Raw genomic sequence first — 22,696 nt, forward strand, 5'->3', positions numbered from 1 at the left:
CCGCCACGGGCCTCCAGTCCGACCCTGGTCGCCGTCGCGAACGCGGCGTAGCGTCGGAGAGGTGACCCGACCTGACATCCGCACGGTCGGCGAGCTCCGCACCTCTGGTCACGTCCAGAAGACGGTCCGCGCCGAGATCCGCGACAACCTGCTCACCGCCCTGCGCCAGGGCACCGATCCGTGGCCCGGCCTGCACGGCTTCGAGACCACCGTCATCCCCCAGCTCGAACGCGCCCTCATCGCCGGGCACGACGTCGTCCTGCTCGGCGAGCGCGGCCAGGGCAAGACCCGCCTGCTCCGCACCCTGCAGGGCCTGCTCGACGAGTGGACGCCGGTCATCACCGGCTCCGAGCTCGGCGAGCACCCGTACGAACCGATCACCACCGCGAGCATCCGGCGCGCCGACGACCTCGGCGACGCCCTGCCGATCAGCTGGCGGCACCGCGACGACCGCTACGTCGAGAAGCTCGCGACACCGGACACGAGCGTCGCCGACCTGATCGGGGACGTCGACCCGATGAAGGTCGCCGAGGGCCGCAGCCTGGGCGACCCGGAGACCATCCACTTCGGGCTCGTCCCCCGCGGGCACCGTGGCATCGTCGCGATCAACGAGCTGCCCGACCTGGCCGAACGCATCCAGGTCGCGATGCTCAACGTGATGGAGGAGCGCGACGTCCAGATCCGCGGCTACGTGCTGCGGCTGCCGCTCGACGTACTCGTCGTGGCGAGCGCGAACCCCGAGGACTACACGAACCGCGGCCGGATCATCACGCCGCTGAAGGACCGCTTCGGCGCCGAGATCCGCACGCACTACCCGATCGAGCTCGACGACGAGATCGCCGTCATCCGGCAGGAGGCCCAGCTGACGGCCGAGGTCCCCGACGCCCTGATCGAGATCCTCGCCCGGTTCACCCGCGCACTGCGTGGTTCGAGCGCCGTCGACCAGCGCAGCGGTGTGAGCGCCCGGTTCGCGATCGCCGGTGCCGAGACGGTGTCCGCGGCCGCGGTGCACCGCGCAGCACGCCAGGGCGAGGACGAGGCGGTCGCCCGGCCGATCGACCTCGAGACCGCGGTGGACGTCCTCGGCGGCAAGATCGAGTTCGAGAACGGCGAAGAGGACCGTGCCGACGAGGTCCTCGAGCACCTGCTCCGCACCGCGACCGCCGAGACCGTGCGCTCCCGCTTCAAGGGTCTCGACTTCGCGGTGCTCGTGGACGCGCTCGACGGCGGCACGATGGTGACCACGGGCGAGCAGGTCAGCGCCCGGGCGTTCCTCGAAGGCCTGCCGCCGATCGGCGAGTCCGACCTGTACGACCAGGTGTGCGACCGGATGGGTGCCACGAACGACGGCGAACGCGCCGGCGCGATCGAGCTCGCCCTCGAGGGGCTGTTCCTGGCCCGACGCATCAGCAAGGAGTCCGGCGGGGGCGAAGCCGTCTATGGCTAGGCAGAACCGGCGCCTGACGCGCGACACCCGGTACGGCCGGTACACCGACGGACCCGACCCGCTCGCCGCCCCGGTCGACCTGGCCGAGGCGCTCGACGCCATCGGGCAGGACGTGATGGGCGGCACGTCGCCCGAGCGCGCGATGCGGGAGTTCCTGCGGCGAGGGGGCCGGACGCAGCGCGGCCTCGACGACCTGGCCCGCCGGGTGGCCGAGCGCCGCCGTGAGCTGACGAGCAGGAACAACCTCGACGGCACCCTGCAGCAGGTGCGCGAGCTCCTCGACCAGGCGCTGCTCGCCGAACGAGGCGAACTCGCCCGCAACGTCGACCTCGACGACGGCGACCGGGCCCTGGCCGAACTGCAGCTCGACAGCCTGTCGCCCTCCCCCGCCGCCGCGGTGCAGGAACTCGGCGACTACGACTGGACGAGCCCGACCGCGCGCCAGAAGTACGACGAGATCAAGGACCTGCTCGGCCGCGAGGTGCTCGATCAGCGCTTCGCCGGCATGAAGCAGGCGCTCGAGGGTGCCACCGACCAGGACCGGGCCGCGGTCAGCGCGATGATGCAGGACCTCAACGCCCTGCTCGAGGCGCACGCCCGCGGCGAGGACACCCAGCAGCAGTTCGACGACTTCATGGACCAGCACGGCGAGTACTTCCCGTCGGACCCGGCGAACGTCGACGAGCTGCTCGACGACCTGGCAGCCCGCGCGGCCGCGGCGCAGCGCATGCGCAACTCGATGACCCAGGAGCAGCGGGACGAACTCGATGCCCTCGCCCAGCAGGCCTTCGGTTCCCCCGACCTGATGGGGCAGCTGTCCCAGCTCGACAGCACCCTGCGCGCACTGCGTCCCGGCGAGGACTGGGGCGGATCCGAGCGCATGGAGGGCGAACAGGGGCTCGGGCTGGGCGACGGCACCGGGGTGTTCCAGGACATCGCGGACCTCGACGCCCTCGCCGACCAGCTCGCCCAGTCCGGGCCGGGCTCGGAGCTGGACGACCTGGACCTCGACGCGCTGTCCCGGCAGCTCGGCGACGAGGCGGTGGTCGACGCGAAGACCCTGCAGCGCCTCGAGCAGGCGCTCCGGAACTCCGGGGCGATGCGCCGCGGTGCCGACGGACAGCTCCGGCTCACCCCGAAGGCGATGCGGCAGCTCGGCAAGAGCCTGCTCAAGGACGTCGCTCAGCGGATGTCCGGTCGCCAGGGCGCGCGGGACCTCCGTCGCTCGGGCGCCGCGGGCGAGCCCTCGGGGGCGTCACGGCAGTGGGCGTTCGGCGACACCGAGCCCTGGGACATCCCCCGGACGATCACGAACGCCGTCGTGCGGACGGCGGCCAGCGGGCGGCAGGGAGCCGGCGTGCGCCTGAGCATCGAGGACGTCGAGGTGCAGGAGACCGAGGCCCGCACCCAGGCCTGCGTCGCGCTGCTCGTCGACACGTCGTTCTCGATGGCGATGGAAGACCGCTGGGTGCCGATGAAGCGCACCGCCCTGGCGCTGCACACCCTGGTGTCGACCCGGTTCCGCGGCGACGACCTGCAGCTCATCGCCTTCGGTCGCGAGGCCGAGGTGATGGACGTCGAACAGCTCGTCGGGCTCGACGCGATGTGGGACAAGGGCACGAACCTGCACCACGCCCTGCTGCTCGCCAACCGGCACTTCCGGAAGCACCCCACGGCCCAGCCGGTGCTCCTCATCGTCACCGACGGCGAGCCCACGTCGCACCTCGAGCCGAACGGACAGGTCTGGTTCGACTACCCGCCCGACCCGGTGACGATCGCGCTGACCGTGCGGGAACTCGAGAACGCCGGACGCCTCGGCGCCCAGACGACGTTCTTCCGGCTCGGCGAGGACCCGGGGCTCGCCCGGTTCATCGACGCGATGGCGAAGCGGGTGGACGGCAGCGTCGTGGCACCGGAGAACGACGACCTCGGGGTCGCCGTGGTCGGTTCGTACCTCGGCTCGCGTCGCGGGGCCGGCGGCGCGCTCTTCCGCGACGACTGGGGGCTCTGAAGCCCACACGGGACGGACTGGAGGCCCGTGGCGACACCGCCACGGGCCTCCAGTCCGTCCCTGGGTGCGTCTAGAACAGCGGCCAGGGCACGGCGGGGCCGTGACCGGGCGGCGGCGGGAAGATCCCGACGGCGCGCAGGGCCGCGCAGCGCGCCCGGAGCGTGTCGATCTCCTTGTCCGTCAGGTGCTCGGCGAGCTCGTCGCCGAGACCGCCGCGCAGGGCGTCGGACACCCGGTCGAGGCCCTCGAGCTCGTCCGGACCGAGCGGCTCCCCGATCCAGCCCCACAGGACCGTCCGGAGCTTGTGCTCGACGTGGAAGGTGAGCCCGTGGTCCACGCCGAAACGGTGGCCGTCGGGCATCGCGAGCACGTGCCCGCCCTTGCGGTCGGCGTTGTTCACGACGACGTCGAAGACGGCCATCCGGCGCAGGGCCTCGGAGTCCTCGTGCACGAGCGTCACGGGCTGGTCGTGTTCGTCGATGGCCTCGAGCACGGGCAGCCAGGGCGAACCGTCCGCCTCGGCGAGATCCGGCGCCACCAGGTCGACGGCGTCCTGCTCGGGGTCGACGTCCTGCCAGCGCTGCACCATGCCGGGCCCGAACGGACCGTCGCCCATCCACGTGGGTGGGACGACACCCCAGCCGAACGCCTCGGAGACCAGGTGCGCGGCGATCTCGCGGCCGGCGAGCGTGCCGTCCGGGAAGTCCCACAGCGGGCGCTCGCCCTCGATGGGCTTGTAGACGACGGTCGCACCGTCGAGTTCGGCGAGGAAGGTGGCGTTGGACGCCTCACGGATGCGCGCCCGGACGGACAGCGAGCCGTCGCTCATGCGTCGCCGGGCGGACGACCGGCGGCGACGACCTCGCGCGTGCGCTCGACGAAGGCCCGGGCGGTGCCGACCGGGATCTTCACCTGGAACAGCTCGGCGGGCTCGGGGATCTCGACGACGGCCTCGATCTCGATGCCGTCCTCGCTCTCCTCGGACACGATCTCGACCTCGTCGTCGATCGGGTACGCCTCGATGACGACCTGCGCGGTGGACGGGTCGAAGCCCAGGCTCAGGGCCCCGGCGCGGAACTCGGCCTCGACGGGCTGGTCGAGCGGCTCCGGGTCGCGGAGTTCGACGGGCACCGACGGCGGCACGCTGAAGCGGTTGTCGTCGACGGTCGCCACCTCGTCGAGGAGCTCGTCGATCTTGTCGGCGAGCACGGCGGTCTGCTCCTTCTCGAGCGCGACGCTGGTGACGCGCCGACCGGAGCGGGCCTGAATGTAGAAGGCGCGCTCACCCGGACGGCCGATGGTGCCGACGACGAGGCGGTCCGGCCAGTCGAAGCCGTGGACGATGGTGGGCATACCCGCATTGTAGGAGCGCTCGGCTCCGGCCGTTCAGGGTCCGGCAGGACCCGCGGGCGCGTCGGGCGCCGGACGCCCGGTGCCGGTGTGCGCATCGGGTTCCGGATGACCCGCGCCGCCGCCGACCGCGGCGTCCCCGCTGGGCGCCGGGGCGGTGCGCAGCCAGGACAGGTCACCGGACTCGGTGTTCGTCGCGACGACCTCCGGGCGGTGCTCGCCGTAGCGCACGACGGACACCGAGGCCGGCCCGACGCCGATGCGCTGGAACAGGTCCAGGTGCATGCCGAACGCGTCGGCGAGGACGCTCTTGATGATGTCGCCGTGGCTCACCGCGACCCAGACGGCGCCGGGTCCGTGCTCCGCCTCGACCTCGGCGTCGATGCGCCGGACGGCCGCGACGGCCCGGGACTGCATCGTCTGCATGGACTCACCGCCGGGGAACACGACGGCGCTCGGGTTCGCCTGCACCGTGCGCCAGAGGGGCTCCTTCGCCAGGTCGGCGAGCTTCCGGCCCTGCCACTGCCCGTAGTCGGCCTCGGTGATGGCCCGCTCGATCAGCGAGGCGGGTGCACCGGTCTGCCGATCGGTCTGCCGGTCCGTCTGCCGGTCCGTCTGCCGGTCCAGGATCGCGCGGGCGGTCTGTCGGCAGCGCTCGAGCGGACTCGACACCACGGCGACGACGGGCACCGCGGCGATGCGCTCCGCGGTCCGCTCGGCCTGGGTGCGGCCGACGGCGTCGAGTCGCACGCCGGCGGTGCGTCCGGCCAGGACGCCGGTGGCGTTCGCGGTGGTGCGTCCGTGACGGACGAGGAGGACGGTCGCCATGCGCCCGATCCTAAGCGCGGGACGCGGTCGCCCTTGACGGGCCGCCCGGGGACCGATCAGATGGGGGCATGGCCGGGCGGCATCGACTCGCACTCTTCGCCACGTCGACGGTGACCGGGTTCGGGATCGCGACGTGGATCACCCGGACGCCCGCGATCCGCGATGAGCTCGGCGCCTCGATCGAGGCGATGGGCCTCGTCCTGCTCGGGCTGTCGATCGGGTCGATGATCGGGATCCTCGGTGCCGGGGCGCTGGTGCGACGGACCGGCAACCGCCCGCTGATCCTGCTCGGGGGCGCGCTGCCCGTCGTCGGCATGGTGCTCGTCGCGCTGCTCGCCCCGGCGCAGGTCGTCGCCGGGGTCTGGGCTGGGCTGTTCCTGATCGGCTTCGGGGCGGGCGTCGCCGAGATCGGGCTGAACGTCGAGGCCGCCGCGGTCGAACGGCAGATCGGGCGACCGGTCGTGCCGGTGCTGCACGCGTGCTTCAGCCTCGGCAGCGTGGTCGGTGGGGTCGTCGGCATCGCCATGACGGCGGCGGGGACCCCGGTCCGGGTGCACCTGCTCGTCGGCGCCGCGGTGATGGCCGCGCTGGCGGTGTTCGCGGCGCTGAACCTGCGGCCGGTGCCCCGTGAGACACCGACCGATGCGCCCGCCGATGCTCCCGGCGCCCGCAAGGGAGCCCGCCGCTCCGTCCTCACCGTGCAGCTCGCCATGATCGCCGTGATCACGCTGGCGATGGCCTTCGCCGAGGGTGCAGCGAGCGACTGGCTCCCGCTGCTGATGACCACCGACCACGACGCCCCCGAGTCCGTCGGGTCCCTCGTGTTCACCGGGTTCGCCCTCGCCATGCTCATCGGTCGTGCGGCCGGCACCCCGCTCGTCGCCCGGTTCGGACGCGCCCCGGTCATCCGGGTCTGTGCCGCGGTCGGTGCGGTGGGGGTCCTGCTCGTCGTGCTGTCACCGAGTCCGATCGTCACCGCGGCGGCCGCCGGCGTCTGGGGTCTGGGCATCGCCCTCGGGTTCCCGCTGTCGATCTCCGCCGCCGGCGACCACCCCACCGACGGCGACCGCCGGGTGTCGGTGGTGGCCACCGCCGGGTACATCGCGTTCCTGGTGGGGCCGCCGCTGCTCGGCTTCGTCGGGGAGCACCTCGGCCTGCAGACGGCGATGCTCGTGCCGCTCGTCCTGCTGGTCGCGGCGTTCCTGGTCGCCCCGGCGACGCGGGGACAGGACACCGGGCGGACGATCGAGCCGTCGGAACCGGCGCGGCGGCCGTCCGGTCGGTAGCGTCTCAGGCATGCCGTTCTTCCGCGACGCTCCGCGCCCGACCACCCCAGCCCCGCCGTCCAGGGTCCAGGCCGCGTGGTCCGACTCCGCCGGGCACCTCGCGACCCGGTGCCTGCAGCTCATCATCGTCGTGGTGGTCGTCGCCGGCATCGTCTGGGCGAGCAACATCCTGAGCGTCGTCACGATCCCGGTGCTCCTCGCGCTCATCATCGCGTCGGCCATGCACCCCGTGGTGTCGTGGCTCCGCAAGCACCGGGTGCCGTCCGTGCTGGCCACCCTCGCGGTGCTCATCGGCGTCCTCGCGATCCTGGGGCTGATCGGCTGGCTCATCGTCGTCGCCGTCGAGAACCAGTGGGCGCAGCTGCAGAAGTCGGCAGTCGACGGGTTCCAGCAACTGCAGGAGTTCGCGAAGAACCTGCCGTTCTCGATCTCGGACAAGCAGATCGACGACGCGGTCGCGTCGGCGTCCGACTTCGTCACGAGCGCGCAGTTCGGCTCCGGTGCACTCGCCGGCGCCTCGGCCACCGCGAACTTCCTGACCGGGCTCGTCCTGATGATCGTCGTGCTGTTCTTCTTCCTGAAGGACGGCCCGAGCATCTGGGAGTTCCTGCTCCGCCCCTTCACCGGTGAGCGCTACGCCCGAGCACGTCGCGTCGGCGACCGGGTTGTCTCCACCCTCGGCGGGTACGTCCGCGGCACCGCCACGGTCGCGGCGGTCGACGCGATCGGCATCGGAGTCGGCATCGCCATCGTCGGCGTCCCGCTCGCCCTGCCGCTGGCCGTCATCGTCTTCATCACCGCGTTCATCCCGATCGTCGGTGCCACCGCCGCCGGCATCCTCGCCGCCCTGGTCGCGCTCGTGGCCCTCGGTCCGGTGCAGGCGCTCATCGTGATCGGCATCGTGGTGCTGGTGAACCAGCTCGAGGGCAACCTGCTGCAGCCCGTCCTGATGGGGCGCACCCTCAAGCTGCACGGCCTCGTCATCCTGATCGGGCTGACCGCCGGCACCGTCCTCGCCGGCATCACCGGCGCGATCATCTCGGTGCCGCTGATCGCCGCCGCCTGGGGCGCGATCCTGGTCTGGGACGGCCCGAACACCCCGGCCCGTCCGTGGCGGAAGAAGCGCAACGAGGACGTCACCGCGCACGAGCTGCCGCAGGGCTGATCCGCAGCGCCGATCCGTGGGGCGCGTTGCGGACATCCGCTTCGCGCAGCGGCCTTTCACCCAGCAGGATGGAGGAGTGCTCGTCTCCATCGTCTACATGAGCCGTGCCGTCGTCCCCTTCGACGACCAAGCCATGGCGGTGCTGCTCGCGGAGTCCCGGCTGCGCAACGAAGCGCTCGGGGTCTCCGGGCTCCTGCTCGCCAAGGGCGGCCGGTTCATGCAGCTGCTCGAGGGGCCCGCGTGGAGCGTGCAGGACCGGTACGACGTCATCGCGAAGGACCGACGGCACGGTGAGGTGAAGTCCCTCGTGCGCGAGGACATCGAGCGCCGACGGTTCGACGGCTGGTCGATGGCCTACCGCGCGCTCGACGACTCGGACATCCGGTCCGAGGAGGGCTTCAGTCCCTTCCTCTCCGGCACGATGGACTTCCCGCGCTCGTTCGACCGGACCAGTGCGGCCTGGCTGCTGAAGTGGTTCCGCGACCGCGAGCTGCACGACCTCTGATCCGACCCCGCACGCCGTCACGGATCAGCCTTCGCCGAACGCGTCCTCGACGACGGCGAGCAGCCGGTCGCGGTGCTTCGGGTCCGCCGTCGCCGCGATCACCACGCGCCACATCGTCGCCACGGCCGGCATCAGGTCGGTGCGCCGCGTCCGGACGTCGGACACGAGCTGCACGCCGGTGAAGTAGGGCACCACCGTCGATCCGAGCTGCTCCGCGGTCAGTTCCGTCCGGAGTTCCCCGCTCGCGACCGCCAACCGGAACACGTCGACGATCCCGCCGATCCACTGCTCGTAGAAGCTCAGCGTCGCGGTCTGGAACTCGCCGCGCTCCAGCGACAGCCGAATCCCGGCCCGCACGATCGGGTCGGTCCGGAGCAGGTCGGCGATGCCGTGCGACGCACCGATCAGCGCGGCGACCGGCGAGCTGTCGGTGTGGCTGACGACGTCGAAGGTGCGGGCGTTCTGCTCGCCGATGACGCCGAGCGCCAGGGCGAGCTTCGTCGGGAAGTGGAAGTGCAGGGTGCCCTGCGAGACGCCCGCCGCGCGGGCGATGCCCGCGATCGTCGCGCCGGCGAAGCCGACGCGGTCGAACTCCTCCGCCGCGGCCACCAGGATCTGCTCACGTCGTTCCACGGGACCAGTCTCACAGTCTGGAGGCACGGGACGGGCCCGCACCGTCCCTCCAGTCCGAGGGGTGGTGCGGCTCAGGCCGCGTGCCGGCAGTCCGAGGGGCGGCGCGTCTCAGGCCGCGTGCCGGCCGAGCGTGATGCGCTCCTCGGGCAGGTCCTGCAGGTCGCGCCCACGGAACCAGCGGAGCAGCCAGTCGGCGGGCGTGCCCGCCACCCCGGTCGGCAGACCGGTGCGGTCGCTGAGGAAGGTACTGAACCCGGGCTCGTCACGGAGCTCGTCCCCGGTCGGGCTGCCGAACGCCATCGCCCAGCCGTCGAACCGACGCGTGCTGATGGACTCACGCGACAACGACTTCACGCCGGTGTGCCGCGGGTCGCGCTCGATCGCGGCGAAGCGGTCCTCGACGCTCCAGACCGGACCCTCGAGCACCTGCATGAAACGGCCGCCCTTGGCGAGCAGGAGCCCGGAGACGCCGAGCGCGTGGTTGCGGAGCCGCGCCTCACGCAGCATGGCGACCAGCTGGTCGTCGGTCAGGTCGTCGACGGCGACGGACATGTAGACGAGGGAGGTGAGGGAGGTCATCCCCTGCAGTCTGGGTCGTGGTCGGCGGCACGGTCAACGCGTCGTCCGCACACCGCACCGGACGGTGCGGCATGCGGACGACGGGCGGGGTGTCGGGTTTCGGGTTTCGGGTTTCGGGTTTCGGGTTTCGATCAGGTGAGGGCGAGCAGGTTGTTGACCTGTTCGTTGACCCCGGTCAGCGTCGAGATCGGCTTGCCGTTCGCGTAGACGTCGTCGAAGGCGGGCTGCAGCAGGGCCTGCACGTCGGCGGGGTTCTTCGTGACCGGGAACAGGAACGTGGTGTCCTCCTCGACCTGCCGGGTGAACGCCGAGACGTCGAGCCCGCGCTTCCGGAACGACGCCACGGCAGCCTCGGTGCCCGCGGGACGGGCGGGGAACACGATCCCGCTCTCACCGACGATCCGCTGCGCCTCGTCGCTGCCCAGGAACGCCACCCACTTCGCCGCGGCCTCGGGGTCCTTCGCCTGCTTCGTGATCGAGTCGCCGAGCCCGTTGAACATCGACGCACGGTGACCCGACGGGCCGATCGGGGTCGGGGCGACCGCGACGTCGAGGTCCTCCATGCCGAGGTACGAACCGATCATCCACGAGCCGTTGAACGACAGCGCGCACTTGCCGGCGCCGAGCTGGACCTCGGGCCCGGTCGTGGTGGAGAACACCCCGTACTTCGCCATGTAGCCCTTCTCGGCAAGCCGGTAGTACCAGGCGAGGGTGTCCTGCACGACCCGCTCGTCGTAGCGGAACCTGTCGCCCCACGGGTTCTCGTTCGTGTAGAACCAGTCGACCGATCCGGTGAACGGTGACCACTGGGTCTGGCCGAAGCCGTCACCGCCCGAGCCGTTCGACGAGATGCCGTAGACGGCGACGTCCTCCTTGTCGAAGCCGTCCTCGTCGCCACGTCGGCCCTTCGAGTCGACGGTCAGCCGCGCGAGCATCCGTTCGAACGTGCCGCCGTCGTCCGGGTTCCACTCGAGCGACCCGAGTTCCTCGGCGGAGACCCCGGCCTTCGCCATCGCCTTCCTGTCGTAGAACATCGCGACGGTGTCCCAGTCCTTCGGCGAGCCGTAGCGGTGGCCGTCCTGGCCCTTCCACAGTTCGGCGAGCCCGGACTGGTAGTCGTCGTCACGGATGCTCTTCGTGGCGTCGAGTTCGTCGAGCTTGTAGAGCACGTCGAGGTCGGCGTACTGCGGGAACTTCGTCAGGTGGTCGGTGAAGACGTCGGGCGCGGTGCCGGCGATGAAGCCCGCGGTGAGCTTGGTCCAGTAGTCGTTCCACCCGAGCTGGGTGATCTTCACGGTGATGTCCGGGTTCGCGCGGTGGAACGCGTCGGCGACGGCCTGGTACGCGGGCTGCTGGTTGGCGTCCCAGAGCCAGTAGCTCACGGTCCGCGCACCCGACCGGTTGGTCGTGCGGCGACCGGGCGACGAGCAGGCGGCGAGCGCGCCGAGGGCCAGGGCGGAGGCGCCGCCGGCGAAGAGCGTGCGGCGGGTCAGTTGGTTCGTCATGGTGTTCGTCCTGTCCGACAGCCGGGTCACTTGATCCCGGAGAAGCCGATGGAGTTGACGATCCGCTTGGCGAAGACGCCGAACAGCAGGATCATCGGGAGCGCCGCCACCAGGGTCGCGGCCATGAGCCCGGCCCAGTCGGTGCCGGACTGCGGGGTCTGCGACTTGAAGACGCCGAGCGCGACGGTCAGCACCCGCGAGCTGTCCGTGTACGACACCATGAGCGGCCAGAAGTAGTCGTTCCAGCTCGTGATGTACGTCAGCACGGCGAGCGTGGCGATCGGGGCCGCGGCCATCGGGATGACGAGCCGGAAGAACACGCGGACCTTCCCGGCGCCGTCGATGAGCGCCGCCTCTTCGACCTCCTTCGAGATGCCGAGGAAGAACTGCCGCAGGAAGAACACCGCGAACGGGGTCATGAACATCGTCGGCAGGGCGATGCCGAGCAGGTTGTCGACGAGCCCGAGCTGCTTGATGAGGGTGAAGTTCGGCAGCAGCGTGAAGATCGCGGGGACCATCAGTCCGGCCAGGAACACCCCGAACACCTTGTCGCGACCGGGCCAGCGCAGCCGGGCGAAGGCGTAGGCGGCCGCTGCCGAGAAGAACACCTGGCCGACGGTGACGAGCGTCGACACCAGGATCGAGTTGAGCAGGTACCGCCAGAAGTTCAGCGCGGCGCCGGAGCCGCCCTGCGCCAACGCCTCTTCGGTGGACTGCAGGCCGAAGACCCGCTCGAACCCGCCCAGGCTGAACCCGACGGGCAGCAGCGAGGTGGGGTCGGAGTTGATCGCGGTGTTCGACGACAGCGCGGTGCGCAGGATCCAGTAGAACGGGAACAGGGTGACGACGATGACGAGGATCATCGCGACCCAGGCGAGCACGCGGCCGAGCGACGGGCGACGACGGTGGCCGGCGCCCATCCGCGGCGGGCGGGACGTGGTGACGGAACGGGTGAGTGTCGTGGTCATGGCGCTTCCGTTCAGTCCAGGTCGGACTCACCCGAGCGGGTGAGGCGGTACTGGATGATCGTGATGATGCTGAGGACGATGAGGAGCGCGACCGAGACCGCGGACGCGTAGCCGAACTGGAACCGGCCGAACGCCAGGTTGTAGATGTAGTTCTGCACGACGTTCGTGGCGTTCGCGGGGCCGCCCTGCGTGGTGACGGCGACGGTGTCGAACACCTGGAACGACCCGATCACGGTGATGATCAGCACCAGGGACAGGATCGGGCGGAGCAGTGGCACCGTGATGCGCCAGAACATCTTCCACTCGCTCGCACCGTCGATGCGTCCGGCCTCGTACACGGTCTCGGGCAGCGACTGCAGGCCGGCGAAGATGAGCAGTGCCGTGTAGCCGACGTGCCGCCAGACGTTGATGAGCGCGATCGAGGGGATGCCCCAGACGTCGCTCTGCAGGAACGGGATGCGGTCGAGCCCGAGTGCGGCGAGCATCTCGTTGCCGATGCCGAGCTGGGTGTCGAGGATCCAGAGCCAGACCAGGGCGGCGACGACGTTCGACACCAGGTACGGCGCGAGCACGATGCCGCGCACGAAGGTCGACTTCGTCAGGCGGTGCATCATCACGGCGATGAACAGCGCGACGACGGTCTGGATGACGATGTTGATGAGGACGTACTCGACCGTCACCACCATCGAGTGCCAGAAGATCGAGTCCTGCACCAGGCGGGCGTAGTTCTGCAGGCCGGTGAACTCGGGCTCGGTGAGCAGGTTGTACGACGTGAAGCTCAGGTAGATGCCCCGCACGGTCGGCCAGGCGAGGAACACCGCGAACCCGACGGCTGCCGGGGCGATGAAGACGAGCGCGAGCCACAGGTCGTTCCTGGGGCGGCGCCGTGGTGCGGTGGTGCGGGCACGGGCGAGGTCGGCGGACCGACTCCTCCGTCTCGTGCTGGCGGTCGTCAAGGGTGACGACACAGGGCTCTCGGTTGCCATCGCGACTCCTTCGTCTGCGGTGGACTGACGTGCAGCAGTCCGTGAGCCGGGAATCTACACGTGGGGACCACTGCTGGCAAGAGGCTCTTTTCGGGCCATCGACGGGGGTTGTCACGTGTAGACAGGGTGTGTCAGGATGGCGCTCGATCGCATCGGAGCGACCCGCTCGGCGACGCATCCCACACCCCTGGAAAGGTCACTGATGATCTCTGTCGGAATGGTCGGCGCGGGCCAGTTCGCCCCCCAGTTCGCCAAGCTGTTCAAGCTCCACCCCGACGTGGACCGGGTCTACGTCACGGACCTCGTCGACGAGCGCGCGTCCGAACTCGTCGAGACGCAGCACCTCGACGGCACGTTCCCGGACTTCGATGCGGTCCTCGCCTCGGACGTCGACGCCGTCGCGATCTTCACGCAGCGCTGGACCCACGGCCCGCTCGTGGTCAAGGCCCTGCGCGCCGGCAAGCACGTGTACTCCGCCGTGCCGATGGCGATCTCCGTCGACGAGATCCGCGACATCATCCAGGCGGTCCGCGAGACCGGCCTGACCTACATGATGGGCGAGACGAGCTACTACAACCCCGCGACGGTGTTCGCCCGCAAGCAGGTCGCCGCCGGCGCCTTCGGCCGGGTGTTCTACGCCGAGGGTGACTACGTGCACGACATGGACCTCGGCTTCTACGCCGCGTACCAGTACAGCGGCGGCGAGGAGTGGAAGCGCACCGCCAGCTACCCGCCCATGCTCTACCCGACGCACTCCGTCGGCGGGGTCCTCGGTGCGATCCCCGGGCACGCGGTCAGCGTCAGCTGCATCGGCGTCAAGGACGACCGCGGCGACGGTGTCTTCGACAAGGACGTCAGCCAGTTCGACAACGACTTCTCGAACGCCACCGCCCTGTTCGAGCTCGACAACGGCGGCGTCATGCGCATCAACGAGATGCGTCGCGTCGGCTACCCGTCGCACATCCGTGAGTCGCGCTTCCGCTACTTCGGCACCGAGGCAAGCTTCGAGCAGCTCGCGAAGACCAGCGTCTGGCAGGACAAGGAGGACTCGTACGACATCAGCGACAAGATCGACACGCAGGCGACGATGTCCCTCGACGACCCGCGCCTGGCCGACGTCGACCCGTCCCTGCGCGACGCGTTCGTCTCCGGCTACGCCGAGGTGCACGACACCGACCGTCTGCCCGCCGAGTACGACGGCGTGCCGACCGGGCACGAGGGCAGCCACCAGTTCCTCGCCGACGACTTCGTCCGCGCCGTCGTCGGCCGCACCCTGCCGCCGGTGAACGCCTGGACCGCCGCGCGCTTCACCCTGCCGGGCATCATCGCCCACCAGTCCGCGCTGCAGGGTGGCGCCCGCCTCGACGTGCCGGACTTCGGTGACGCCCCCGAGACGGCGAGCGCACGGACGTCAGCAGACAGCACGTCGTCGGCTACGATCGCGTCCGAGTAACACGTGTCGTTCGGGTGCCGGTCCGTCGTGGGCCGGCACCCGAACGACGCTCCCGGACCCGACGAAGGTGGCACCCGTGACCGTCCCGACGAACCCCAGGGCGGTCACCCGTGCGGACGTCGCCCGCTACGCCGGGGTCAGCACCTCCGTCGTCAGCTACGTCGTGCACGACGGACCGCGCCCCGTCGCCGCCGCCACCGCCGCCCGGGTGCGCGAGGCCATCCGCGTCCTCGGCTACCGCCCGAACGCGAGCGCCCAGGCCCTGCGCACCGGCTCGTCGAAGATGCTCGGCCTGATCGTGCCCGAACTCGACAACCCGTTCTGGTCCGAGCTCGCCGTCGCGGTCACCCACGCCGCCGCCGCACGCGGCTACGACGTCCTGCTCGCCAACAGCGACGGCGACGCCGCCCAGGAGCGCGAGCGGCTCCGCAGCCTGTCCGCCCGCCAGGTCGACGGCATCATCGTGACGAGCATCATGACCCACCCGGACCTGTCGACCGTCACCGACCCCGGCCTGCCGATGGTCCTGCTCAACACGTTCTTCGAGGTCCCCGAGTACGCCAGCATCGGTGTCGACGCCCTGCGTGGCGCTCTCGACGGCACGCAGCACCTGGTCGAGCACGGCTACCGCTCGATCGGCCTCGTGATGGGGCACACCGGCTCGATGGAGCTCCGCGAGCAGGGCTGGATGCGTGCCCTGCGCCAGGCTGGCCTGCCCGACGGGCCCATCGTCCGCACCGACTTCACCCGGCGCGGTGGCTACGAAGCCGGCCTCCGCATGTTCGCCGACGAGACCGGACCCCGAGCCGTCTTCGTCAGTTCGGACATGCAGGCGATCGGCGTCATGCGCGCACTGTGGGAACTCGGTCTGCGCGTCCCCGAGGACGTCGCGATCGTGTCGTTCGACGGCGCGGCCGAGGCGGACTACACCAACCCGCAGCTCACCACGGTCCGGCAGCCGATCGAGACGATGGCGGTCGCCGCAGTCGACCGCGTGCTCGGCCTCGACGCCGACAACCAGTGGCACCGCGACCTGGTCCCCGCCGAGCTGGTCCTCGGCGCGAGTTGCGGGTGCGACGTGCGTCGCTGACGCACCCACCGACGGCCTGGAGGCGCGGGGCGGGCCGCCACGGGCCTCCTGTCCGTCAGCTGCTCGCGTTCAGGACGCTGGCTCCATGACAGCGCGGAGGCGCGCGGTCGGGATGCGCTGCTGCGCATCCACGGTCACGGCAGCGGCCTCGACCGCCTCGCCGGTCTCGGCGTCGACGAAGCGCAGGTCCGACGCCCGCTCGGACGGGCGGTGCCGGTCGGCCCAGCCGCCGAGGGCGAGCAGCACGAGCGACAGGTCGCGGCCTGCGTCGGTCAGGACGTACTCCTCGCGGGCACGTGCCCCCTCGGGCTTGTAGGTCGTGCGCTCGAGCACTCCCCCGTCGACGAGTGAGGCCAGGCGTGCGGTCAGGACCTCGCGCGGGATGCCGAGGCTCTGCTGGAACTGGCTGAAGCGCGTCGAGCCACCGACGGCGTCGCGGACGATCATGAGCGTCCACTTCTCGCCGAGGACGTCGAGGGAGCGTGCGATGGGGCAGCGCTCGTCGCCGCCGAGGATGCCGAGCATGTGCTCATCCTAGCTGGGTTCGATTTCCGGACACAACGTGCTAGGTTCGGTTTCCGTACTCAACTTCTCTCGTCTGGAGCACTCATGACCGACCTCACCAACGCCGTCGTCCTCGTCACCGGAGCGAACGGCGGCCTCGGCGCCGAGTTCGTCCGCCAGGCCCTGGAGCGTGGCGCCACCAAGGTCTACGCGACCGCCCGCAACCCGCGCACCTGGGACGACGAGCGCATCGTCCCGCTCGCCCTCGACGTCACGAGCCAGGAGAGCGTCGACGCCGCGGCCCGCGCCGCAGCCGACGTGACCGTCCTCGTGAACAACGCCGGGATCGCCGGCTCCGACCCGCTCGTCGACGTCTCCGTCGAAGAGGTCGAGCGCATCTTCGCCACCAACGTCTTCGGTGCACTCCGCGTCGCCAAGGCCTTCGCCCCCTCGATCGCCAACGGTGCGCTGGTCGACGTGCACTCCGCCCTGAGCTGGGTCGCCCTCGCCGGCGCGTACTCGGCGTCGGAGGCCGCGTTCTGGTCGATCACGAACTCCCTGCGCCTCGAGCTCGCACCCCAGGGCACCCAGGTCGTCGGCGCCCACCTCGGCTACACCGACACCGGCATGATCGCCGACCTCGACGTCGAGAAGTCCGACCCCGCCGACATCGTCCGGTCGATCTGGGACGCGGTCGAGGCCGGCGAGCACGAGGTCCTCGCCGACCAGGTCAGCCGCGACGTCCGTGCCGGCCTGAGCGCCCCGCTCACCGCGCTCTACCCGATGCTCGCCAGCGCCTGAGGCCGGTTCTCGTCGGGACGGTGACGGTTCTGGTTCACGAACACCCGGGTTCCTGAACCAGAACCGTCACCCGCCCCGATCGCGTCAGCCACCCGCGCCGCGGTCGGTGATCCGACGGTTCGTGGCGGTGATGGCGGCGCGCTCGTCGTCAGCCATTCCACCGGCCCGCAGGATCCGGCCCAGCACCTCGCTCTTGCGCTCGATGTAGTCGTCGATGTCCTCGGCCTCGGTGGCCGCCCGGCGTTTCACGGCGGCGTACTCGTCGCGGAGCGCCGGGTCGGCACGCAGGACGTCGCGAACGGCCAGGTGGTTCCGCAGCGCGAGCGACCCGGCCGCGACGACGTAGGTGTTGGTCGGGGCGAACCGCTCCGGTGCCCGGAACGCCTGCCTGTCCGGGACGCCGAGTTCGCCGCGCGGCTCGAAGCCGATCGTCGCCATCGCCGCCACTGCAGCCGGGACGTCGGCAGTGTCCACCACGACGTCGACGTCGAGCACGGGCTTCGCCGCCAAGCCCGGCACGGAGGTGCTGCCAACGTGCTCGATGCTCCGGAACGGCACGTCAGCGTCGACGAGCGCGGCGGCGTACGCATCGTGCAGCTGCCGGAACCGGTCGGGCCAGGACGACCGGTACGCGACGACCTCGATCACGGGGCCGGCGTCGGCGCGAGGAGCTGGAACATGACGTGGTCGCGCCAGACGCCGTCGATCTTGATGTACTCCGGCGCGAAGCCGTACCGGGTGAAGCCCGCCGACTCGAGCGCGCGCTGCGAGCCGACGTTCTCGGGCAGGGTCTCGGCCTGCACGCGGTGCAGACGGAGCACGTCGAACGCGTGATCGGCCGCCGCGCGGACAGCGCGGGACGCATGGCCCTGGCGCGTGCGGTCGGCGCGGATCCAGTACCCCATCGCGCACGACTGCAGGGCGCCGCGGACGACGCCGCTCAGCGTGATCCGGCCGAGGAGTTCCCCGTCGGTCGACTCGATGACGAACGGCACCGCGTTGCCGGCGCGCTGCGTGGCGAGGGCCTGCGTGATGACGTCCCGCTGGCCCGACTCCGTGTAGTAAGACGGCGCTCGGGCCGGTTCCCACGGTCGCAGGTGGTCAGCGTTCTCGGTGATGACCGCAGCCAGGACGGCCGCGTCGTCGAGGCGGAGTGGGCGCAACCGTGTGTCCATCGCGGAGGGTGTGGGATTCGAACCCACGAGACATCTCTGCCCACCTGTTTTCAAGACAGGCTCCATCGGCCGCTCGGACAACCCTCCAGTGACGCGACCACGTGGCGAGACGTGATCGCGTCCCGGGAAGTCTACCCGGGCCTCCAGGCAGGGGTGCGCGCGAGCGCGGACTAACGGGGCAGGGAGTCGAGCGCCGCTGCCAGGCCGTCGTCGGTGACGCCGCCGGTGAGCTCGTTGCCGGCGTCGACGACGTCGTCGGGGGCCTGGCCCATGACGACGCCGCGACCGGAGGTCGAGGCCCAGCGGAGCATGTCGATGTCGTTGCGGCCGTCGCCCGCGGCGAAGACGCGGGAACGCGGGATGTCGAGCCACTCGCGGACGCGCTCCATCGCGGTGGCCTTCGTCACGCCCTCCGGAGCGATGTCGAGCCACGACGTCCAGCCGACGGAGTACGAGACCTTGTGCAGGCCCATCTGCTCGACGATCTGCAGGAAGTCCTCGGTGTCGTGGCCGGGTGAGATGACGACGACGCGGGTGGCCTCGACGCCGAGCAGCTGCTCGAACGGCACGTGCTCGCCCTCGACGGTCATCGTGTCGTCGGGGAAGTTGCCGGACAGCAGGAAGTGACCGGTCTCGTCCTCGACGCCGAACGCGGCGTTCTCGAGCGCGCCGTGGATGGTCTGCAGCACCTCGGACGGGTCGAACCGCTCGACGTGTTCGCGCACGTAGGAACCGTCGGCGCGACGGGCCAGGATGAGCGCACCGTTCGCGCACACCAGGTACTTCGGCCGGATGCCGAGGGTCTCGAGCAGGGGCACGGTCATGCCCTCGCTGCGGCCGGTCGAGAGCATGACCTCGTGCCCGGCGGCCTCGGCGTCGCGCACGGCGGCGACCACCGCCTGCGTGATGACACCGTCCTCGCGCATGGTGGTGCCGTCGATGTCGAGCGCGACCAGCCAGCGCTTGGTGCGGGCGGGCGCGTCGGTGCCCGCGCCCTGCTCGGTGCCGTCGACGAATCGTCCCTGGGTGCTCATCGGGGCTCGATCACCTCGACGCCACCGAGGTAGGGGCGCAGGACCTCCGGCACGACGACGGAACCGTCGGCCTGCTGGTGCGTCTCGAGGATCGCGACGATCCAGCGGGTGGTGGCGAGGGTGCCGTTCAGGGTGGCGACCGGGGCGGTCTTGCCGCTCTCGGTGCGGTAGCGGATGTCGAGGCGGCGGGCCTGGTACGTCGTGCAGTTCGACGTCGAGGTGAGCTCGCGGAACGTGCCCTGCGTCGGGACCCAGGCCTCGATGTCGTACTTCTTCGCGGCGCTCGTGCCGAGGTCACCGCCGGCGACGTCGATCACGCGGTAGTGGAGCCCGAGGTCCTGGAGCATCTGCTCCTGGTACCCGACGAGCTTCTCGTGCTCGGCCTCGGCCTCGTCGGGGTGCACGTAGGTGAACATCTCGAGCTTGTTGAACTGGTGCACGCGGAGGATGCCGCGGTTGTCCTTGCCCGCCGACCCGGCCTCACGCCGGTAGCAGGTCGACCAGCCGGCGTAGCGGTGCGCGGTCTTCTCGATGTCGAGGATCTCGTCGGCGTGGAAGCCGGCCAGGGCGACCTCGCTCGTGCCGGTCAGGTACAGGTCGTCGGCTTCGAGCCGGTAGACCTCGGCCGCGTGCTCACCGAGGAACCCGGTGCCGGCCATCGTCTCGGGGCGGACGAGCGTCGGGGTGATGAGCGGCTCGAAGCCGGCAGCGATCGCACGGTCGAGGCCGAGCGACATCAGCGCGATCTCGAGCCGGGCGCCCATGCCGCGCAGGAAGTAGAAGCGCGAGCCGGAGACCTTCACGCCACGCGGGATGTCGATGATGCCGAGGTGCTCACCGAGGTCGGCGTGGTCCTTCGGCTCGAAGTCGAACTCGGGCTTGGTGCCGACGGTGCGGAGCGTGACGAAGTCGTCCTCGCCACCCTCGGGGACCCCGGGGAGCACGACGTTCGGGATGCCGCGGACGACGGTGTTGAAGGTGTCCTCGGCCGCGGTGACGGTGGCCTGCGCCTCCTTCACCTCGGCGGCGAGGGCCTGGGCCTGCTGTACGAGCGCGGCCTTCTCGTCCTTCGGGGCCTTGGCGACGGTCTTGCCGAACGCGTTCTGCTCCGCACGGAGCGACTCGAACGAGGTGATCGCGCTGCGGCGGGCGGAATCGGCGGCGACGGCTTCGTCCACGACGGCCTCGGAGGCACCGCGTGCCCGCTGTGAAGCCTTGATGACGTCCGGGTTGTCGCGAAGCAGCTGTGGATCGATCACCGCTCCATCCTAGACAAGGCAACCGCACGCAGCCTCGATCGGTAGCGTGAACGTATGTCGACCCCTTCGGAGACCGCGCCCGCGGACCAGGACGCCCTCCCCACCGAGCAGCGGACGGCCGCGGTGGTCTACAACCCGGTCAAGGTCCACCTGCCGACCCTCAAGCGCACCGTCGAAGAACAGCAGCAGGCAGCCGGCTGGGCCGACACCCTGTGGTTCGAGACCTCGGAAGAAGACCCGGGCGGCGGCATGGCCCGCGCCGCGATCGAGGCCGGTGCCCACGTCGTCGCCGCAGCCGGCGGTGACGGCACGGTCCGTGCGGTCGCCGAGGTCGTGCACGAAGCCGGTTCGACCCTGGCGCTGCTGCCGAGCGGCACCGGAAACCTGCTCGCCCGCAACATGAAGCTGCCCCTCGACGACCTCGGCGCGAGCGTCCGGACGATCTTCCACGGCGACGACCGCAAGATCGACTTCGGCATGCTCAAGGTCGAGCGACCGGGCGGCGAGCGCGAACGCTTCGGCTTCCTGGTGATGGCGGGCCTGGGGCTCGACGCCCGGATGCTCGTGAACACCCGTCCCGAGCTGAAGAAGAAGGTCGGCTGGCTCGCCTACGTCGACTCGCTGTTCCGTTCGGTGCGCGACGCCAACGCGTTCGAGTTCCGTTACCAGCTCGACGACGACGGCAACCACTCGCTCCGAGCGCACTCGCTCATCGTCGGCAACTGCGGGATGCTGCAGGCCGGCGCGATCCTGCTGCCCGACGCCGAGATCGACGACGGGGTGTTCGACATCGCCGTCATGCGGCCGCGCGGGTTCTTCGGATGGGTGCGGATCGGCGCCCGGGTGTTCTGGGAGAACGGGATCCTGCGGGCCTTCCGCCGTTCGACCCTGGGCAAGACCGCCGTCGGCAAGAAGATCGTGTCGAAATCGCGCGAGGAACGTCCCTTGCGCTACCTGCGCGGGCAGGAGTTCACCGCACGGCTCGAGCGACCCGACGAGTTCGAGATCGACGGCGACCCGGTGGGCGAGGTCATCGCCTTCCGCTCGAGGATCGACCCGATGGGGCTCTCCGTGCGCGTGCCGGACCCGGCGGATGACCGCCACGGCTCGCGCCAGGTGCCCTGACCCGGGGCTGTTCCGCCGCTACCGCGCCCCGGGCTCGCCTGACACGATCGCGCGCAGCCAGTCCCGCGCCTCGACGAACGCGGCGTCCGAGTAGCGAGCAGGCACCTCGGGGCGGGCACCGTCGGCGCGCGGGTACGACCCGAGGAACGTCACGCGCGGGCTGAACCGGCGCAGGCCGAGCAGAGCGTCCGCCACCCGCTCGTCGCGCACGTGCCCGTCGAGGTCGATGACGAACCGGTAGCGGCCGAGCTCGTCACCGATCGGCCGTGACGACAGCAGCCCCATGTTGATGCCCCGGGTCGCGAACTGCTCGAGCATGTCGACCAGGGCGCCGGGGTGGTCGGCGGGCAGCTCGACGATGACGCTGGTCTTGTCGGCGCCGGTCGGTTCGGGCAGCGCGAGGGTCTTCGACACGAGCACGAACCGGGTGACCGCCGAGGCGTTGTCGCCGATGGACGACGCGAGCACGACGACGTCGTGGTGGTCGGTGATGCCGGGCGGCGCGACGGCGGCGTCGGCCGTGGGGTCCGCCTCGAGCAGGGCGAGCGCCGCGGCGACGTTCGACGACGCCGGGATGTGGCCGTGGCCGGGCAGGTTCGCCTCGAGCCAGTTGTGGGTCTGGGCGTAGGCGACCGGGTGCGCGTTCACGGTGTGGACGTCGGCCAGCGTCGTGCCGGGTCGGGCGACGAGCACGAAGTCGACGGGGACCAGGTACTCCCCCACGATCCGCACGCCGGGGATCCGGGCCAGGGCGTCCTGCGTGGCGCTGACCCCGCCGTCGACGCTGTTCTCGATCGCGATGACGGCCCCGATCGAGCGGCCGGACATGACGTCGTCCAGGGCCTCACCGACGTTGTTGACGCTCCGCCAGGGCTTGCCGACGGCGGCCTCGACGAGTTTCAGGGCCGCCTCGGTGAAGGTGCCGGCGGGTCCGAGGTAGGAGTACGTGTCGGACGGCGCGGCGGGGTCGGTCATGCGGCGAGCCTATTGCA

General features: G+C 70.9%; 23 protein-coding genes and 1 tRNA gene. 9 read left to right on the top strand and 15 right to left on the bottom strand.

Going from position 1 to position 22,696, the window contains the following annotated elements:
• Positions 1–61 precede the first annotated feature (61 nt).
• Both DEJ03_RS16705 and DEJ03_RS16710 read left to right on the top strand, forming a co-directional pair.
• Positions 62–1,447 (top strand): AAA family ATPase, encoded by a 1,386-nt coding sequence (locus DEJ03_RS16705; protein ID WP_110865504.1) that lies wholly within the window; start codon positions 62–64, stop codon positions 1,445–1,447.
• Entirely contained in the window at positions 1,440–3,458 is a 2,019-nt protein-coding gene (locus DEJ03_RS16710) for a VWA domain-containing protein (protein WP_110865505.1), read from the top strand. The genes DEJ03_RS16705 and DEJ03_RS16710 overlap by 8 nt, the downstream gene beginning before the upstream one ends.
• A 70-nt stretch (positions 3,459–3,528) precedes the next feature.
• Here DEJ03_RS16710 and DEJ03_RS16715 read toward each other — a convergent pair whose 3' ends face one another.
• From DEJ03_RS16715 to DEJ03_RS16725, 3 genes are read right to left on the bottom strand one after another with little or no spacing between them, the layout of a single operon-like run.
• On the bottom strand, positions 3,529–4,287 hold the full coding sequence (locus tag DEJ03_RS16715) for an SCO1664 family protein (RefSeq protein WP_110865506.1): 759 nt from the start codon (positions 4,285–4,287) through the stop codon (positions 3,529–3,531).
• Positions 4,284–4,811: a DUF3090 domain-containing protein gene (locus DEJ03_RS16720; protein ID WP_071406497.1), complete on the bottom strand. Its 528-nt coding sequence runs from the start codon at positions 4,809–4,811 to the stop codon at positions 4,284–4,286. The genes DEJ03_RS16715 and DEJ03_RS16720 overlap by 4 nt, the downstream gene beginning before the upstream one ends.
• Positions 4,812–4,844: 33 nt before the next feature.
• The gene (locus DEJ03_RS16725) at positions 4,845–5,636 is read right to left on the bottom strand and encodes an MSMEG_4193 family putative phosphomutase (RefSeq protein WP_110865507.1); all 792 of its coding nucleotides are present in this window, start codon (positions 5,634–5,636) and stop codon (positions 4,845–4,847) included.
• Positions 5,637–5,704: 68 nt separating this feature from the next.
• Here DEJ03_RS16725 and DEJ03_RS16730 point away from each other — a divergent pair, with 68 nt between their 5' ends.
• The 3 genes from DEJ03_RS16730 to DEJ03_RS16740 all read left to right on the top strand — a co-directional run bounded on the left by DEJ03_RS16730 (position 5,705) and on the right by DEJ03_RS16740 (position 8,592).
• Positions 5,705–6,922: an MFS transporter gene (locus tag DEJ03_RS16730; protein WP_110865508.1), complete on the top strand. Its 1,218-nt coding sequence runs from the start codon at positions 5,705–5,707 to the stop codon at positions 6,920–6,922.
• Between the two features lie 10 nt (positions 6,923–6,932).
• Complete coding sequence (locus tag DEJ03_RS16735) at positions 6,933–8,087, top strand: AI-2E family transporter (RefSeq protein ID WP_110865509.1); 1,155 nt, start codon at positions 6,933–6,935, stop codon at positions 8,085–8,087.
• A gap of 76 nt (positions 8,088–8,163) precedes the next feature.
• Positions 8,164–8,592 (top strand): BLUF domain-containing protein, encoded by a 429-nt coding sequence (locus DEJ03_RS16740; RefSeq protein WP_110865510.1) that lies wholly within the window; start codon positions 8,164–8,166, stop codon positions 8,590–8,592.
• Between the two features lie 24 nt (positions 8,593–8,616).
• On the opposite strand, the gene DEJ03_RS16745 is transcribed toward DEJ03_RS16740, so the two are convergent.
• The 5 genes from DEJ03_RS16745 to DEJ03_RS16765 form a co-directional block, all read right to left on the bottom strand.
• Entirely contained in the window at positions 8,617–9,225 is a 609-nt protein-coding gene (locus DEJ03_RS16745; RefSeq protein ID WP_146237772.1) for a ScbR family autoregulator-binding transcription factor, read from the bottom strand.
• A 108-nt stretch (positions 9,226–9,333) separates the two neighbouring features.
• Positions 9,334–9,804: a BLUF domain-containing protein gene (locus tag DEJ03_RS16750; protein ID WP_051596847.1), complete on the bottom strand. Its 471-nt coding sequence runs from the start codon at positions 9,802–9,804 to the stop codon at positions 9,334–9,336.
• 131 nt (positions 9,805–9,935) lie between these two features.
• Positions 9,936–11,309 (bottom strand): sugar ABC transporter substrate-binding protein, encoded by a 1,374-nt coding sequence (locus DEJ03_RS16755; protein ID WP_220034158.1) that lies wholly within the window; start codon positions 11,307–11,309, stop codon positions 9,936–9,938.
• A 26-nt stretch (positions 11,310–11,335) separates the two neighbouring features.
• Entirely contained in the window at positions 11,336–12,277 is a 942-nt protein-coding gene (locus DEJ03_RS16760; protein WP_027466099.1) for a carbohydrate ABC transporter permease, read from the bottom strand.
• A gap of 11 nt (positions 12,278–12,288) precedes the next feature.
• A complete protein-coding gene (locus DEJ03_RS16765) occupies positions 12,289–13,263 on the bottom strand; it encodes a carbohydrate ABC transporter permease (protein ID WP_228516654.1) in 975 nt (324 codons plus the stop codon).
• 202 nt (positions 13,264–13,465) lie between these two features.
• Between DEJ03_RS16765 and DEJ03_RS16770 the strand changes: the two genes are divergently transcribed.
• Together DEJ03_RS16770 and DEJ03_RS16775 are read left to right on the top strand one after the other, a co-directional pair.
• On the top strand, positions 13,466–14,716 hold the full coding sequence (locus DEJ03_RS16770; RefSeq protein WP_375342301.1) for a Gfo/Idh/MocA family protein: 1,251 nt from the start codon (positions 13,466–13,468) through the stop codon (positions 14,714–14,716).
• Positions 14,717–14,792: 76 nt separating this feature from the next.
• The gene (locus DEJ03_RS16775) at positions 14,793–15,806 is read left to right on the top strand and encodes a LacI family DNA-binding transcriptional regulator (protein WP_232536521.1); all 1,014 of its coding nucleotides are present in this window, start codon (positions 14,793–14,795) and stop codon (positions 15,804–15,806) included.
• Between the two features lie 69 nt (positions 15,807–15,875).
• Here the strand turns inward: DEJ03_RS16775 and DEJ03_RS16780 are convergent, their stop codons facing one another.
• Positions 15,876–16,331 (bottom strand): helix-turn-helix domain-containing protein, encoded by a 456-nt coding sequence (locus tag DEJ03_RS16780; RefSeq protein ID WP_110865514.1) that lies wholly within the window; start codon positions 16,329–16,331, stop codon positions 15,876–15,878.
• An 84-nt stretch (positions 16,332–16,415) separates the two neighbouring features.
• On the opposite strand from DEJ03_RS16780, the gene DEJ03_RS16785 reads away from it, so the two are divergent.
• Complete coding sequence (locus DEJ03_RS16785) at positions 16,416–17,111, top strand: SDR family oxidoreductase (RefSeq protein WP_110865515.1); 696 nt, start codon at positions 16,416–16,418, stop codon at positions 17,109–17,111.
• Positions 17,112–17,195: 84 nt separating this feature from the next.
• On the opposite strand, the gene DEJ03_RS16790 is transcribed toward DEJ03_RS16785, so the two are convergent.
• The 5 genes from DEJ03_RS16790 to serS form a co-directional block, all read right to left on the bottom strand.
• The gene (locus tag DEJ03_RS16790; RefSeq protein WP_110865516.1) at positions 17,196–17,759 is read right to left on the bottom strand and encodes a GrpB family protein; all 564 of its coding nucleotides are present in this window, start codon (positions 17,757–17,759) and stop codon (positions 17,196–17,198) included.
• Positions 17,756–18,274, bottom strand: coding sequence for a GNAT family N-acetyltransferase (locus DEJ03_RS16795; RefSeq protein ID WP_258370896.1), 519 nt, complete (start codon positions 18,272–18,274; stop codon positions 17,756–17,758). Before DEJ03_RS16795 ends, DEJ03_RS16790 begins: the two co-directional genes overlap by 4 nt.
• A 14-nt stretch (positions 18,275–18,288) precedes the next feature.
• Positions 18,289–18,373 (bottom strand) — tRNA-Ser (locus DEJ03_RS16800).
• Between the two features lie 83 nt (positions 18,374–18,456).
• Entirely contained in the window at positions 18,457–19,320 is an 864-nt protein-coding gene (locus DEJ03_RS16805; protein ID WP_110865518.1) for an HAD family hydrolase, read from the bottom strand.
• The gene (gene serS / locus DEJ03_RS16810; protein WP_110865519.1) at positions 19,317–20,579 is read right to left on the bottom strand and encodes a serine--tRNA ligase; all 1,263 of its coding nucleotides are present in this window, start codon (positions 20,577–20,579) and stop codon (positions 19,317–19,319) included. The genes DEJ03_RS16805 and serS overlap by 4 nt, the downstream gene beginning before the upstream one ends.
• Positions 20,580–20,633: 54 nt before the next feature.
• Between serS and DEJ03_RS16815 the strand changes: the two genes are divergently transcribed.
• The gene (locus tag DEJ03_RS16815) at positions 20,634–21,704 is read left to right on the top strand and encodes a diacylglycerol kinase family protein (RefSeq protein WP_110865520.1); all 1,071 of its coding nucleotides are present in this window, start codon (positions 20,634–20,636) and stop codon (positions 21,702–21,704) included.
• Positions 21,705–21,722: 18 nt separating this feature from the next.
• Here the strand turns inward: DEJ03_RS16815 and pheA are convergent, their stop codons facing one another.
• Positions 21,723–22,679, bottom strand: a complete 957-nt coding sequence (pheA, locus tag DEJ03_RS16820) for a prephenate dehydratase (RefSeq protein WP_110865521.1) — start codon at positions 22,677–22,679, stop codon at positions 21,723–21,725.
• Between the last annotated feature and the right edge of the window lie 17 nt (positions 22,680–22,696).

The sequence above is a fragment of the Curtobacterium sp. MCLR17_043 genome (assembly GCF_003224215.1).
Taxonomy (GTDB): Bacteria; Actinomycetota; Actinomycetes; order Actinomycetales; family Microbacteriaceae; genus Curtobacterium; species Curtobacterium flaccumfaciens.

Bases quoted from the DNA above. Each gene is read 5' to 3' on its own strand.
- DEJ03_RS16730 (WP_110865508.1), top strand. From the start codon at position 5,705: ATGGCCGGGCGGCATCGACTCGCACTCTTCGCCACGTCGACGGTGACC.
- DEJ03_RS16760 (WP_027466099.1), bottom strand. From the start codon at position 12,277: ATGACCACGACACTCACCCGTTCCGTCACCACGTCCCGCCCGCCGCGG.
- DEJ03_RS16735 (WP_110865509.1), top strand. From the start codon at position 6,933: ATGCCGTTCTTCCGCGACGCTCCGCGCCCGACCACCCCAGCCCCGCCG.
- DEJ03_RS16770 (WP_375342301.1), top strand. From the start codon at position 13,466: ATGATCTCTGTCGGAATGGTCGGCGCGGGCCAGTTCGCCCCCCAGTTC.
- DEJ03_RS16765 (WP_228516654.1), bottom strand. From the start codon at position 13,263: ATGGCAACCGAGAGCCCTGTGTCGTCACCCTTGACGACCGCCAGCACG.
- DEJ03_RS16780 (WP_110865514.1), bottom strand. From the start codon at position 16,331: ATGCTCGGCATCCTCGGCGGCGACGAGCGCTGCCCCATCGCACGCTCC.
- DEJ03_RS16805 (WP_110865518.1), bottom strand. From the start codon at position 19,320: ATGAGCACCCAGGGACGATTCGTCGACGGCACCGAGCAGGGCGCGGGC.
- DEJ03_RS16715 (WP_110865506.1), bottom strand. From the start codon at position 4,287: ATGAGCGACGGCTCGCTGTCCGTCCGGGCGCGCATCCGTGAGGCGTCC.
- DEJ03_RS16785 (WP_110865515.1), top strand. From the start codon at position 16,416: ATGACCGACCTCACCAACGCCGTCGTCCTCGTCACCGGAGCGAACGGC.
- pheA (WP_110865521.1), bottom strand. From the start codon at position 22,679: ATGACCGACCCCGCCGCGCCGTCCGACACGTACTCCTACCTCGGACCC.
- DEJ03_RS16710 (WP_110865505.1), top strand. From the start codon at position 1,440: ATGGCTAGGCAGAACCGGCGCCTGACGCGCGACACCCGGTACGGCCGG.
- DEJ03_RS16815 (WP_110865520.1), top strand. From the start codon at position 20,634: ATGTCGACCCCTTCGGAGACCGCGCCCGCGGACCAGGACGCCCTCCCC.
- DEJ03_RS16725 (WP_110865507.1), bottom strand. From the start codon at position 5,636: ATGGCGACCGTCCTCCTCGTCCGTCACGGACGCACCACCGCGAACGCC.
- DEJ03_RS16720 (WP_071406497.1), bottom strand. From the start codon at position 4,811: ATGCCCACCATCGTCCACGGCTTCGACTGGCCGGACCGCCTCGTCGTC.
- DEJ03_RS16755 (WP_220034158.1), bottom strand. From the start codon at position 11,309: ATGACGAACCAACTGACCCGCCGCACGCTCTTCGCCGGCGGCGCCTCC.
- DEJ03_RS16750 (WP_051596847.1), bottom strand. From the start codon at position 9,804: ATGACCTCCCTCACCTCCCTCGTCTACATGTCCGTCGCCGTCGACGAC.